At 59.0% G+C, this 12,969-nt stretch carries 12 protein-coding genes; 1 reads left to right on the top strand and 11 read right to left on the bottom strand.

The window, feature by feature from the left end:
* Positions 1-8 precede the first annotated feature (8 nt).
* The 5 genes from ACIY1O_RS11430 to ACIY1O_RS11450 form a co-directional block, all read right to left on the bottom strand.
* On the bottom strand, positions 9-1,844 hold the full coding sequence (locus ACIY1O_RS11430) for a phosphoenolpyruvate carboxykinase (GTP) (protein ID WP_397475217.1): 1,836 nt from the start codon (positions 1,842-1,844) through the stop codon (positions 9-11).
* 120 nt (positions 1,845-1,964) lie between these two features.
* Positions 1,965-2,348, bottom strand: coding sequence for a nuclear transport factor 2 family protein (locus ACIY1O_RS11435; protein WP_397475218.1), 384 nt, complete (start codon positions 2,346-2,348; stop codon positions 1,965-1,967).
* A gap of 138 nt (positions 2,349-2,486) precedes the next feature.
* Positions 2,487-3,197 carry a type 1 glutamine amidotransferase gene (locus ACIY1O_RS11440; RefSeq protein ID WP_397475219.1) on the bottom strand — a complete coding sequence of 237 codons (711 nt, stop codon included), beginning with the start codon at positions 3,195-3,197 and terminating at the stop codon, positions 2,487-2,489.
* A gap of 183 nt (positions 3,198-3,380) precedes the next feature.
* Entirely contained in the window at positions 3,381-4,829 is a 1,449-nt protein-coding gene (locus ACIY1O_RS11445) for a glutamine synthetase family protein (RefSeq protein ID WP_397475220.1), read from the bottom strand.
* Positions 4,830-4,838: 9 nt separating this feature from the next.
* Complete coding sequence (locus tag ACIY1O_RS11450) at positions 4,839-6,164, bottom strand: aromatic ring-hydroxylating dioxygenase subunit alpha (RefSeq protein WP_397475221.1); 1,326 nt, start codon at positions 6,162-6,164, stop codon at positions 4,839-4,841.
* Between the two features lie 360 nt (positions 6,165-6,524).
* Between ACIY1O_RS11450 and ACIY1O_RS11455 the strand changes: the two genes are divergently transcribed.
* On the top strand, positions 6,525-7,265 hold the full coding sequence (locus tag ACIY1O_RS11455) for a GntR family transcriptional regulator (RefSeq protein WP_397475222.1): 741 nt from the start codon (positions 6,525-6,527) through the stop codon (positions 7,263-7,265).
* 17 nt (positions 7,266-7,282) lie between these two features.
* Here the strand turns inward: ACIY1O_RS11455 and ACIY1O_RS11460 are convergent, their stop codons facing one another.
* The 6 genes from ACIY1O_RS11460 to ACIY1O_RS11485 all read right to left on the bottom strand — a co-directional run bounded on the left by ACIY1O_RS11460 (position 7,283) and on the right by ACIY1O_RS11485 (position 12,833).
* Positions 7,283-8,458: an ABC transporter substrate-binding protein gene (locus tag ACIY1O_RS11460; RefSeq protein ID WP_397475223.1), complete on the bottom strand. Its 1,176-nt coding sequence runs from the start codon at positions 8,456-8,458 to the stop codon at positions 7,283-7,285.
* Positions 8,459-8,550: 92 nt separating this feature from the next.
* A complete protein-coding gene (locus tag ACIY1O_RS11465; protein ID WP_397475224.1) occupies positions 8,551-9,492 on the bottom strand; it encodes a fumarylacetoacetate hydrolase family protein in 942 nt (313 codons plus the stop codon).
* A 20-nt stretch (positions 9,493-9,512) separates the two neighbouring features.
* Entirely contained in the window at positions 9,513-9,890 is a 378-nt protein-coding gene (locus tag ACIY1O_RS11470) for a YciI family protein (RefSeq protein ID WP_397475225.1), read from the bottom strand.
* Positions 9,891-9,933: 43 nt separating this feature from the next.
* Entirely contained in the window at positions 9,934-10,860 is a 927-nt protein-coding gene (locus tag ACIY1O_RS11475; protein WP_397475226.1) for a VOC family protein, read from the bottom strand.
* Positions 10,861-10,921: 61 nt separating this feature from the next.
* A complete protein-coding gene (locus tag ACIY1O_RS11480) occupies positions 10,922-11,815 on the bottom strand; it encodes an NAD(P)-dependent oxidoreductase (RefSeq protein WP_397475227.1) in 894 nt (297 codons plus the stop codon).
* 115 nt (positions 11,816-11,930) lie between these two features.
* Positions 11,931-12,833 carry a LysR family transcriptional regulator gene (locus tag ACIY1O_RS11485; RefSeq protein WP_397475228.1) on the bottom strand — a complete coding sequence of 301 codons (903 nt, stop codon included), beginning with the start codon at positions 12,831-12,833 and terminating at the stop codon, positions 11,931-11,933.
* Positions 12,834-12,969: the final 136 nt, after the last annotated feature.

Consider the following 12,969-nt stretch of genomic DNA (forward strand, 5'->3'; position numbering starts at 1 on the left):
TGAACCACCTACAACTGCGCGCTTAAGCGCGTCTGATGGCTGGCAAGTTCGGCAGGCAGGCGGTCATGCAGTTTCTCGAAGAGCTCGGCGTGCAGCTGGAGTTCTTTGCGCCAAGCATCGGTGTCTATTGCCGTGATGGCGTCGAACTGCTCGTTGCTGAAATCGAGGCCATCCCAGTTGAGATCGTGATAGCGCGGCGATATGCCAAAGAGGTTTTCTTCGCCCTGGGCCGCACCTTGAATGCGCTTGAGCATCCACTTGAGCACACGCATGTTCTCGCCAAAACCGGGCCAGATGAACTTGCCGTCGGCATCGGTTTGGAACCAGTTGACGCAATATATGCGCGGCGGCGTTGCGCCCATTTTCTCGAGCCGCTTGCCCAGTTCGAGCCAGTGATTAAAGTACGAGCCCATGTTGTAGCCGCAAAACGGCAGCATGGCGAACGGGTCGCGCCGCACCACTCCTTGCTTGCCCGCCGCCGCCGCGGTGGTTTCGGAACCCATGGTGGCGGCCATGTAAACGCCTTCGACCCAGTTGCGGGCCTCGGTAACCAAAGGCACGGTGTCAGAGCGCCGGCCGCCGAAAATGAAGGCGTCTATGGGCACGCCCGCAGGGTTGTCCCAATCGGGGTCGATGACGGGATTCTGGTCGGCAGCCACGGTGAAGCGCGCATTGGGGTGAGCCGCCTTGCGGCCCGAGTCGGGAGTCCAGTCGTTGCCCTGCCAGTCGATGCAGTGTGCGGGGGCGGGGCCCATGCCCTCCCACCACACATCACCGTCGTCGGTCAGCGCCACGTTGGTGAACAACACGTTCTCGCGCAGCGAGGCCATGCAGTTGTAGTTGGTCTTGTCATTGGTGCCAGGCGCCACGCCAAAATAGCCCGCCTCCGGGTTGATGGCGTACAGGCGGCCATCTTGGCCGGGCTTGATCCAGGCGATGTCGTCACCGATGGTGGTGACCTTCCAGCCCGACAGCTTTGCGGGTGGAATAAGCATGGCGAAGTTGGTTTTGCCGCAGGCCGACGGAAACGCCGCAGCCACGTGCATCTTCTTACCCTGCGGCGATGTAACGCCCAGAATCAACATATGCTCGGCCATCCAGCCCTCATCACGCCCCATGTTCGACGCGATTCGCAGGGCAAAGCACTTTTTACCCAGCAGGGCATTACCGCCGTAGCCCGAGCCAAACGACCATATCTCGCGCGTTTCCGGATAATGCACGATGTACTTGGTGTCATTGCACGGCCAGGCAACGTCTTTTTGCCCCGGCTCTAAGGGCATGCCTACCGAATGCACACAGGGCACAAAGGCGCCTTCCGGGCCAAGCACATCGAATACCTTGCGGCCCATGCGGGTCATGATGCGCATATTGGCCACGACATAAGGCGAGTCGGTAAGCTCGACCCCTATGTGGGCAATGGGCGAACCCAAGGGCCCCATCGAGAACGGAATCACATACATGGTGCGTCCGCGCATGCAGCCGGCAAAAAGCCCATCAAGCGTCTGGCGCATTTCGGCGGGGTCGACCCAATGGTTGGTCGGGCCGGCGTCTTCTTCTTTGTTGGAACAGATGAAGGTGCGGTCTTCGACACGGGCCACGTCCGACGGATCAGACCAAGCCAGATACGAATTTGGACGCTTGTCGGGGTTTAGCCGGCGAAGGGTGCCCGCTTTTACCAGCATATCGCACAAGCGGTCGTATTCCTCTCGGGAACCATCGCACCACTCTATACGGTCGGGTTGGGTCAACTCTGCGATCCGGCCTACCCACTGTTTCAGGGCGGCATGCCTGACCCACTCAGGCGCGTTGACGTTGGAGGCGGGTTCGGGCACTGCGGCGTTCATATACTGTTCTCCTTGATGGGGCTCCGAAACTGGGGCCCGCTGTCTCTTTATATATCCACCCGCATTAATGTTAAAGCCCGGCGGGAATACAAAACGAATCTGTCGTTACAGAGATTTGGCTTAGGACGGGATGACGGTGGAGGCCCAAGACGCAAGAAGCCAGCGTCCGTCGCGCTCTATCCATACAGACTGAAAAAGATTGTTGAGATTTTTTTTGCCGCCCTGGGTCTCGATTTGCATGATGACATGGCCATGCATGACGGCCACTGGGCCATACAGCCGAACCTGTGCGTCTTGACGCTTAACGGCCAAATAACGCGAGCGCCCCTCTTGCAGCGTGGCCAGATATTGTTCTTTATTCTCGACTGCCGCCGACGAATGCGTGTAGACCACGTCATCGGCAAGCATGCCGGCCAGTGCGTCTAGATCATGGGCCAACATGGCCCGGCATCGCTCGTCGTCCGCCTCGAAAAGGCGGCGCTCGGCATCTGGCTGGTTATTCACGCTTTTGTCTCCGTTGAAAGCCCACGTTACCGACGCTAATCGCGCCAAGTGCATCAAAGGGAGGCATTTGCCGCCCTTTGATCTCGACAGGCCCTAAAGATACTGCGATACCGGCCAGATTGCCAGCGCAAGCGACGGCTACTTCAAACTTTTGACCCAGCGCGCATAGGCGGTGCGCATCATTTCATGCATGGCGGCCGTGCGTTCGTCGAGCCTGGCCTCGATCTCTTGGCGGGTGTTCACGGCGGAAGCGCCCTTGGCCAACTCGCGATCCAATACCTTGCCGTTGGCACGCATGTACACCTCCACCAGCTCGGGGGTCATTTCAAGGTGGAACTGCATGCCCAGGTGACGGTCATCCAGCACGAAAGCCTGGTTGGGATACAAGGCGCTGGCCGCAAGGCGAACAGCGCCCTCGGGCAGACTGAAAGCATCGCCATGCCACTGGAAGATCTCGTCGGCGCCTTGGCCAAACCACTCTTGGGTCTGGGGCACGGGTTCGTACTTTACTTGCTGCCAGCCGATCTCCATGGCCGGGCCGCGCTCGACCTTTGCGCCGAACGCCGCCGCCATCACCTGGCTGCCCAGGCAATGTCCCGCCACGGGGATGCCCCGCTGCCGCGCCTTCTCGACAAGCCGAATTTCGTCCTGGATCCAGTCCAGGCCGTCGTTAACGCCCATGGAGCCTCCCATGAGGATGATGCCGCTGAAATTGGACGGATCATCGGGAATCGGGGCGCCGTCCATAACCGGCACCACCACCCAGGGGACCCCCAGCTCATTCAAGATCGTTACGACGGCTCCGGGTTGGCCGACGTGAGTATGCTGGAAAATCGCGATGGGTTTCATTGAGCGAAAATCTCCTTGGCGACGACGCGCCGAAAAAAACCAAGTGGATGGCCGGCAAAACCCGCCGGCATGGAACACCGTACAGCGAGCACAACATATCTGCGTTCAGTCGCTGTTCGGCCGGAAGCACCGGAAAGGCTCACGCCTTTCGCAGCGGCATAAGCCGCGCTGGTGTCGTACCCGCTAATAGAGCGTGAAGTACTCGCGCTGCTCCCATTCAGTAACCGCCTGATTGAACCGGGCCAGCTCCGCCTCTTTGACGTGACAGTAAAAATTGACGAACTGCGGCGTAAGCTGCTGGCACAGGTACTCGTCCTGCTTAAGCGCGTGCAACGCATCCGGCAGCGATCGGGGCAAAGGCGCGGTTGTGTCTTCGTAGGGCTCGTCGGCACTGGGGCAAGGCTTGAGCTTGCGCTTGATGCCATCCAACCCCGAAAACACCTGCGAGGCCATATATAGATAAGGGTTGGCCAGAGGTTCGCCGACCCGGTTCTCGATACGGGTCGCCGCCTGGCCCACCCCGCCCAGCACCCGCAGCATGGCGCCGCGGTTATCGCGCCCCCAGCTTGCCCGGTCGGGCGCCAGCGACAACGAACGATATCGGCGATAGCCATTGATGGTGGGCGTCGACAAAGGCGCCGCGCCCACGGCATGCTCGAGCAGCCCGGCCAGATACTGGTACCCCAGCTCGGACAGTTCGGTCCCTTCTTGCTCTGGGATGAACAAATTGCGGCCCGTGGCAAGATCGCACAGCGACTGGTGCAGGTGCCAGCCGCTGGACATCACGCTGGGGACGCGAGGCCGGCACATGAAGGTGGCATGGTAGCCGTGGCGATGGCATACCTGCTTGATGGCGCTGCGTACCAGCACCATGGCGTCAGCGGCCATCATGCCCGGCATGGGTCCAAAAGTAAGTTCGAACTGGCTGGGCCCGAACTCGATCTCCATCGAATGAACCGGAAGCTGCAAACCCTGCATGGTGGTGCGCAACAGCTCCATGAGCTCTTCGGTGGCGTCGTAGCGCTGCTCGGTGAGATATTGATAGCCGTGCGTCAGCAGCGATACTTCGGGCGGCATGCCCGGCTGCCCGGGCTGGCTGCCGTCATGCAGCCCCATCTTGGGGTCTTCGACCCGGAACACATGAAACTCAACCTCGAGGCCGGCCGTGAGGCTCATGCCCTGCTCTTCGAGCGCACCCAAGGCACGGCGCAAAATGCCCCGTGTTTCCAGCGGTGCCTGGCGCCCGTCTGTCATGTAGGCATCGCATAACACCCAGCCCGTTCGCGGCGACCACGGCAAAATGCGGAATGTGGCTGGGTCGGCCACCATGACGAAGTCGGCGGCGCCTTGCATGCCCGGGAAATCAAAGCCTCCGCCCGCCGAAAACACCGGAAACACCGTTTGATGCGAGGTGTCTTTGGCGAACAGCGTGGTGGTCATGTTGACCCCGCCCCGCAGAGCGCTGATCGCCTCGGAGGCAACCAGCGTCTTGCCGCGCAAAACACCGTGCAGGTCGGGGAAGGCAAAGCGCACAACATCCACTTCGCCGGCCTCGAGGCGGCGCGCAAGCTCTTCTGCTGTGCGCGCCTGCTCGGGCGTCCATACGTCGAACCTCTCGACAAAACTTGCCATGTTCGGTCCTTAGGCGCTTAGCCGCTGTGATGCCCAATCGGATTCCTGGCGACGCTTCAGGTCGGCCTCCACCCAGTAGGCTTTTTCCTGATTGCGCGGACCGACGCCGTCGATGGAGGCCGGGCCGGTAACCTCGCGGGCCTCTTCGTCGCTAAGCACCATGGGTACCGTGCCTTCACCGGCCAGCGTGGCCTCGATGGCTTTGACCAGCATGCGGCGATAGGTATAGATGCATTTATCGCTGGCGGCCAGGTGTTCGCGGGTGCGGTCCTGGATGGCCCCCTGCGACTCAACCGCCCACTGGTCATGCACGTTGATGTCGTGGCCCATGCCGGTGTAGGTTTCTGTCATTTGCTCGTTGGCGTCAAAGCCATAGTTGTTGCTTTTGTTCTTGCGCGACGTGTAGTTGGGCAGTTCGTACAGCTCGAGACGCTGAGCGCGCATCTGCTCTTTGTTCACCGGCTCGGTGAAACTTGTGAAGATGGCATACCAATAGCAGTGCGTATCATCGATGGGCACGTGCCACTGCGAGATGGTCATTTCAGAGCTCATGGGAATGACGATGGCTTGCGGAAACACCATGTTGGTGACCCGAACGTGAGTCAGTTCGTCGTTGAGCTCGCGCAGCGAAACCATGCGCATGCCGTAGTTGGTGGGCTCGACATTGATGGTGGGGCGGCCGTATTCGCGCAGCACCTTTGTGATGGGAATCTCGGAGTCGATTGATGTACTGCGAAACTGCTTGCCGTAGCTGGCCGAGGCGTCTTCGTCTTCAAAAAAGCGGTGCAGGTACGAGGCATGCGCCGGATCGATGCCCACCTCGAGCGCCTGCAGCCAATTACATTCCCATAGGCCCTTGAAAGCGAAGGTATGCGTGCCGGGCGCCACGAAACAGTCCATTTCCGGGAAGGCGGGCGGCTCACCCTCGCCCAGATAGGCAAAGATGACACCGCTGCGCTCCACCACCGGGTAAGCGCCTTGTTGGATGGTCGTGTGAAACTTGCTGTTGGCGGGCTCGGCCGGAGTTTCCAGGCATTCGCCCTTGATATTGAACAGCCAGCCATGGAAAGCACATCGGATGCCGCCGTCTTCGATACGGCCAAAGGCAAGGTCGGCGCCGCGATGCGGACAGTCGCGATCAAGCAGGCCAAGCTGCCCTGTGTCGTCGCGGAACAAGACCATGTCTTGCCCAAGCAGCTTGACGGCTTTCATGGGCTTGGTCCCGGCCAGCTCTTCAGCCAGGGCTACAGGCTGCCAATAGCGGCGCAATAGTTTGCCTGCGGGGGCATCAGGGCCGACCCGGGTGATGAAATCGTTTTGTTCAGCAGTAAGCATGGGATAACTCCTTGCGATGTGTTTGATATGTGCAAGAGTGCCGTTGCGCCTCAGACAGCACGGCGGCGGCAGTGCATTTTTTCATTGCATACAGTTTTACGATTTCGGCGGCAGATGTCAAATATGCGGGCCGTGGTTGAGACTAGCCTCTCTACCGCCTTAGACTACTGTAGACCAGCCAAGCTATTAGTATTTTTTGTTTAATATCAATATATTACTATGAACATAACGTAACATTAAATTCTTCCGCCCGGACCGGACCCAACTCTTCACCCTAGGGTAAACACTAGGCCGCCTGCCTTTCATTGCATGCAGCATTTCAATTACAGTAGAATCTGCAGGCAGTCAACGGAGAAGTTCATGAAGCCCATTCCAGAGTCCCAGCAATCGCGGGTGCTCATCCAGTTACGCGATCTCATCCTGAAAGGCGCTTTCGCGCCGGGCGAGCGCCTGGCCGAAATCCCGCTGGCCGAAAAGCTTGATGCTTCCCGTACCCCCGTTCGCCTCGCCCTAACCACGCTTGAATACGAAGGCCTGATCGAGGCCATGGCCAGCGGCGGCTATCGCATGCGGGGTTTCACCGCCACTGAAGTCTCGCACGCCATCCAGACACGCGGAGTGCTCGAAGGCTACGCCGCCCGCCTACTGACAGAAAAAGGTCCCTCGAAGCAACTTTTGCGTCAATTGCGGCAATGTCTTGACGAAGGCGACGAAGCCGTCAACAAAATCCAGATGAACTACGACGATTATGCCGCCTATGTCGAAATCAACGAGCGCTTTCACGCGCTAATACTCGAAGGCTGCGGCAACCGCACCGTGCAACGCATGATGGACATGCTCAACGGCCAGCCCTTTGCCGCGCCCAGCGCCATGCTGCCCATGCAATCGTCCCACGAAGAGGGTACGCGAGCCATGCAACAGGCACAGCTTCAGCATCACGCAATCGTCCAGGCCATCGAGCGTGGCCAGGGCACACGCGCCCAGGCGCTTGGCGAAGAACACGTAGAGATCGCCCGCATGAACGTCGAGCACGCCACCAAAAACCCAGAGCTGGCTGCCCAAGTGATGCCGGGAATCCGGCTGGTGACACGCACGGGTTAATCACCAGCGAACACCCATCAGCTCATCGCGCATTCATCCGCATAAGAATCCGCCTGGTTCTTGAGCACGTCTTTGGCGATCATCTTGAATTGCGCCTTGCCATCGTCGCCCTTGACGATCTGAAACACATGGTAGCTCTGGACCGGATAATTGTTATTTCCGAACTTGAAGTCGCCTCGAAGGGAATCGAACTGTGCGTTCTTGATCGCCTGATTGAACGCCTTCTTGTCCGATACATCACCCTTGAGCGAACCCACCGCAGCGTTCAGCAACATGGCGGCATCATATGAGAACGCCGCGTATGCCGACGGCAGCCGTCCATACTTTTCTTCGTAGGCCTTCACGAAATCGCGGGATTGCTGATTCTCGATGCCTGGGGTCCAGGTATCGACAACGATCGAACCAAAGACCGCCTCGCCCATTGCCGCCACCCCTGCACCTTCGATCGAGTTGGCCGAGTAAAGCGGGTATTTGTCGCTAAGGCCGGCCTGCCGATATTGCCTCACGAAACTAATCGCCAAGGCGCCCGGATAAAACATGAATACCGCATCCGGGTTAGAGGAAGACACTTGCGTCAGCTCGGCCGAGAAATCCAGTTGATTGAGCGGCGTGTAGATTTCGTCCACTACTTCGCCTTTATATTCTTGCTTGAAGCCCGCCAGCTTATCCTTTCCCCCCACAAAGTTGGGCGTCAACAGGCTTACCCGCTTTACACCCTCGTTTTGCAGGTACTTGCCCATGGCTTCGGCAGGTGTATCGCTCTGCCACGAGGTGATGAACAGGTTGGGCTTGCACAGCTTGCCGGCGGTGGGCGAAGGGCCGGACACAGTGCCGATGAAAGGCACATCGGTTTCAGCAATCTTGGGTTGCAAGGCCATCAACACATGCGCGAAGGTCAGGCCGGTTACGACGTCGACATTCTCACGCTCAATAAGCCTCGCAACACTGGTCAAGGCGGTGTCCGGTTTTTGTTGGTCGTCCTCCACCACCAGCTCGGCCGGCACGCCGCCAAGTTTCCCGCCAAGTTGATCCAGAGCCAGCTTGAGGCCGTCGAGCTGGTCCTGCCCTACTGCAGCCGACGGGCCCGACAAGGTGGCGACGAAGCCGACCTTGACGTCGGCCAAGGCCGCAGCGGGCAGGGTTGCCGAAAGCGCCAGCGCAATTGCGACAGCGAGCTTGTGTTTTCTGATCATGGTTCTTGTCTCCGTTTTCTAATAATGTATGTGTCTGCATATCGGGCCAAAGCATGAAAGCAGGCCCGCCACCACCGAAGCCCGGCCTGAAATCAGACGATGCGGGTTTCGAGTTCTCCTAATCCTTCTATCCACACTCGCATGACGTCTCCACGCTGCAAGAAGACGCCCGATTCCATGCCGACTCCTGCCGGCGTGCCCGTCAAGATGATGTCGCCCGGCAAGAGACTTAGGCGATGGCTCAGGTAACTGATCTGCTCCGCCACGCTGTATAAATGATTGTGTGTGTTGGAATCTTGTTTAAGCTCGTCGTTGAGCCAAAGTTTGATGCCCAGGCTTTCAGGCGACCCAATAAATTCGGCGGGCGTTATGAAAGGGCCGAGCGGGCATGCGCCCGTGAAGCACTTGTGTCCGATCCAGTCGAACTTGAAAGGCGAGCCGGCGTCCACCGCCTGCCGGCTAAGGTTGTCGCGCGCCGAAAGGTCGTTGGCACACGAGTACCCCGCCACGTGATCCAGAGCCTGTTCCTCTGAAACGCAAGACGCCTTCGTGCCGATGACTACCGCCAGTTCAGCTTCCCAGTCCAGTTTCGCCGTGTGGCCGGGCATTGCCACGTCGTGCTGGTGTCCGGCCAAAGTAGCCTGTCCCGCCTTGATGAAATGCCAGGGGTCAATACCCTGCGACTTAGGGTCGGTAACCAGTTTCATGTTCATGGCTCGCGCCATCGCTTCGACGTGGTCGCGATAATTGGCGCCCGCAGCGTAGATCACACCGCAACGAGCAAGGGGTGGAAGAAACCTGGGCTGCTTTAGCGCAAAGCCTGCGAAAGCATCGCTATCGCCAGATATTTCCGCAGCCACGCCACGCAGCCTTGCAGAGGCATTTGGCCAATCAGCAAGCAGGTCATCCACCAACGGCCAACGGTGGGCGTCGTTGCCCAGTGCCTTGTTCAGGTCGTACAAGCCATCTTCGATCGCAATGCCGGCACGAAATTCGCCTTCAGCGCCTTCATAGGCAAACAACTGATATTTCATCAAGGTTTCCTGAGTAGGAATCAACGAAGCAGGTACGACTGATCAGAGAAGCGGACAGATACAGTAAAGCCCCCCTCCATCAGCACCCATTTTTTAATCGCGGCGCTAAACACGCCCTGCTGTATGAACGGGTCGCCGGCAAGAATGCGCTCTACCTCGGCAACGGAATCGGCTCGAAATATCGACATGCCCCCGTCCGCCCCGGGTGCGCCACCCTCATTCACGAAAGGCCCCGAAGCGAACAGCTCGCCCCGCTTCTCGCACTGCACGGCCCATTCAAGATGGGCCGGCAATAACTCGTTGATGCGGGTCAAGTCGACCGGCGTGCGCAACACAACGTAAAGGGGTTTTTTAAGCATGCCCTGCATCAGCGCTTGTGCTTGTGTCGGAGTAGTCATGGCTCCATTCCTTTATCCATTCCTTTAACGACCCAAGGCTGTCCTAGGCTTCTTCAAAGTTGATGATGAAATCTTCCGGCGGAGGGGTCGTGGCCCAGACCGCGATGACATCCTTGGGTGACTCGGCAACCAGCGGTTGCCAGTCGCGGTCGTCTTCCGGGATGACGTCGATATCCCAGAAATACTCAGCCATGCTGCCCCATGGGTCGCGTATGTAATGAAAGTAGTTTGAACCGCCGATATGACGGCCCAGGCCGAACGCGTCGCGATATCCGGCCCGCAGCAAGGTCTGGGCGCCGATCTCGATTTCGTCGATGTCGGCCACTTCGAAACTGATGTGATGCAGCCCGGTATGCGTGCTTTTGGCAAATGCGACCATATGATGGTCGCCGCCTGCCGCGCCGCGCAGAAAAGCAATGACGTCGCCGGCCTGGTCGGACACCTTCATACCCAGCACGTCGGTATAAAACTGCACGGAACGGGGTACGTCAGGCGAGAACTTGATCAAGTGCCCCAAGCGCAAAGGCTTGGCTTTCTTGTTGCGGGTTTCGACCACGCATGCACGCCCAACGCGCCGATATCTACCATGCGCGTTGATTTCGGGTGGCAGCGTGGCGGTACAGGCCGGGGCCGGCTCGGCAACCTGCACGTTAAGCCAATCGCCATGCGGGTCCTGAAACCAGATGCCGCCAAAAGGCACATCAAAAGGCGCGCTTTGAATTGTGACGCCGGCTTCCCGAAGCTTGCTGGTCAGTGTGGCCATGCCGGCATCATTGGTACCCAAAGACGTATAGGCCAGCTTCTTCGGCGAGCCTTGCATCAAGCGGATTTGATCTTGATCGCGCCCCGGGCATCGAAACACCAGGTCGTTGCCGCTTGCGCGCGCTTGCAGGCCGAACAGCTCATAAAATGCGCGGCCCACTTCAAGGTCGGGCACCATCATGCCCACGTGCAACAGTGAACGTATCATCGTAGAAACCTCTGGTCGTACTCAATAAGCGCCAGGCTTCGCCATGGCAGGGGTGACAGGGTCAGGCGCCACGCTCTGGCTTGCAGTCGGCTTCGATCAACTTGAGCAAGGCTGCAATGTCTTCGTGGCGCATGTCGCTTTCCAATGCCCGCTTGTAATAGGGTTCGGCGGCTGAAAACAGCGGCGTCGCGCAACCCAGCTCGTCGGCCATCAAGCGGCCAAGCTCAAGGTACTTTTCGAGCGTGGTGAACGGCCCGGGCGCCGGGCTGAAGGCCCGCTCTGCCATCAGCGGCGCGCGCACGCCAAACATGGCTGAGCCGCCCGCGCCTTTCTGAATGACTTCTGCCACCAGCTTTGGATCAAAGCCCGCCCGAGCGCCCATATTCATGGCCTCGGCGGCCGCCAGGGTATGGATCGCCAAAAGATAGTTGGCGATCAGCTTCATGGAGACTGCCGCGCCGTATTCACCCAAATGAAAAACCGCGGGGCTGATGGCCTCGAGAACCGGACGGCACTGCTCAAGCAGTTGGGCATCCCCGCCTACATAAATAGCGGCTTTACGAGCTTTGACCATGGGCGGAGACCCACTGACTTCGGCCTCGAGAACCTTGACGCCAAGCTCGGCAAGCCGCGCGGCCTGCTGCAGCTTGAACGCCTTGCGATATGTGCCCATCTCGATCACGATCTTGCCGGGCCCAAGCGCGCTCAATAAGCCATCTGAAGCCTCGAGCACCTGCAGCGATGCCTCTTCGCTGGGCAAGCACAGCAGAATAATGTCGGCCTGACGAGCCACTTGCGCCGGCGACTCTAGCGCCTGCCCGCCCAAGCCAATAAAGCCTTCGCGATCTGTGCGGCGAAAGCCCACCACCTTGAAACCCGCCTGGATGAGGTTGTCGGCCACGGGCAGGCCTAGCTGCCCTATGCCCACCATGCCCACGGTTGTTGAACCGACCATGGTTCATCTCCATTGTTATCAAGGAGCATCAGCCCCCTGTATATATAAAACGATTCTATCGGCCGGGCACAACTTAAACCATAGCGATTCGTTGATGTCTTAGTATTAATAGAATTTATAGTTCAAGGCTTTTCTGGCAAGCACGGGCGACAATGTCTCGCAGCCACTGGTTGGCCGAGTCTCGGTGAAAGCGATCATGCCAATACAAGGCGATTTCAAAACCAGGTAAAGAAATAGGCACCGGCCGCAGCACCAAGGGGTAATAGCGTGCGAGCCGTTCCGCCAAAGCCGACGGCGCGCACCACACTAAATCGGACGTCATGATGAAATAGGGAGCCGACAAATACTGCGGCAGCCTGATGCGGATCTGATTGCGCAGCCCCGCCTCGAGCAAGGCTCGCTCTATAACCTGGTGCCCGCTTCCTGAATATTCGACCAGCAGGTGTTCCTGCTGTTTGAACTGCTCGATCGTAAGGTCTCGGTGCTGTAATGGGTGCCCTTGGCGGAATACGCACACATAGTGCTGTGAAAACAGCGGACGCCGATGAATGCCGGTTTCCAGAGACGGCAGAAAGCCCAGGGCCAGATCCATGCGCCCGCTCGCAAGCCCCGCCACCGTGTCCCCGATGGGCTCGAATGTGGTGCGCAGCCTGATGCTCGGGGCCACCTCGGCAATATCCTGCAGTATCTGCGGGAAGCACACCACCTCGCCTACGTCGCGGGTGCGTATCGTAAACAAGCGGCGGGAGGCGGATGCGTCGAAAGGCGTACGGCGATAGGTTGCCTTGCGTATCATGTCCAGCGCGGACAACAACTGCAAGGAAACCTGCTCGGCATATGGCGTGGGCTCCATTCGGCGGCCCACCAAGGTGAACATCTTGTCGCCGTGCTCTTGACGCAAGCGCTTGAGTGCGCTGCTGACCGCAGCCTGTGTCAGGCCCAGGTTCTCGGCAGCCAGCGTAACGGAGCGATCGCGCCACATGGCTTCGAACACATACAGCAGGTTCAGGTCTTTCATGCCCGGCGCTCCGAACCGTCGGCGCTGTAACAGGCCTGCCGGGCCGCCCTACGCCGAGATAGCGAAGGGACGCGGCCCATGCTTACACGCCCAGATACTGCTGCACAATCAAGCTGTTCTCGCGCAGCTCGTTCGA

This window comes from Pusillimonas sp. (assembly GCF_044464525.1).
Lineage (GTDB): Bacteria > Pseudomonadota > Gammaproteobacteria > Burkholderiales > Burkholderiaceae_B > Pusillimonas.

Coding starts and splice junctions, on each gene's coding strand:
- ACIY1O_RS11430 (WP_397475217.1), bottom strand. CDS start 1,844: ATGAACGCCGCAGTGCCCGAACCCGCCTCCAACGTCAACGCGCCTGAG.
- ACIY1O_RS11440 (WP_397475219.1), bottom strand. CDS start 3,197: ATGAAACCCATCGCGATTTTCCAGCATACTCACGTCGGCCAACCCGGA.
- ACIY1O_RS11445 (WP_397475220.1), bottom strand. CDS start 4,829: ATGGCAAGTTTTGTCGAGAGGTTCGACGTATGGACGCCCGAGCAGGCG.
- ACIY1O_RS11450 (WP_397475221.1), bottom strand. CDS start 6,164: ATGCTTACTGCTGAACAAAACGATTTCATCACCCGGGTCGGCCCTGAT.
- ACIY1O_RS11455 (WP_397475222.1), top strand. CDS start 6,525: ATGAAGCCCATTCCAGAGTCCCAGCAATCGCGGGTGCTCATCCAGTTA.
- ACIY1O_RS11460 (WP_397475223.1), bottom strand. CDS start 8,458: ATGATCAGAAAACACAAGCTCGCTGTCGCAATTGCGCTGGCGCTTTCG.
- ACIY1O_RS11465 (WP_397475224.1), bottom strand. CDS start 9,492: ATGAAATATCAGTTGTTTGCCTATGAAGGCGCTGAAGGCGAATTTCGT.
- ACIY1O_RS11470 (WP_397475225.1), bottom strand. CDS start 9,890: ATGACTACTCCGACACAAGCACAAGCGCTGATGCAGGGCATGCTTAAA.
- ACIY1O_RS11475 (WP_397475226.1), bottom strand. CDS start 10,860: ATGATACGTTCACTGTTGCACGTGGGCATGATGGTGCCCGACCTTGAA.
- ACIY1O_RS11480 (WP_397475227.1), bottom strand. CDS start 11,815: ATGGTCGGTTCAACAACCGTGGGCATGGTGGGCATAGGGCAGCTAGGC.
- ACIY1O_RS11485 (WP_397475228.1), bottom strand. CDS start 12,833: ATGAAAGACCTGAACCTGCTGTATGTGTTCGAAGCCATGTGGCGCGAT.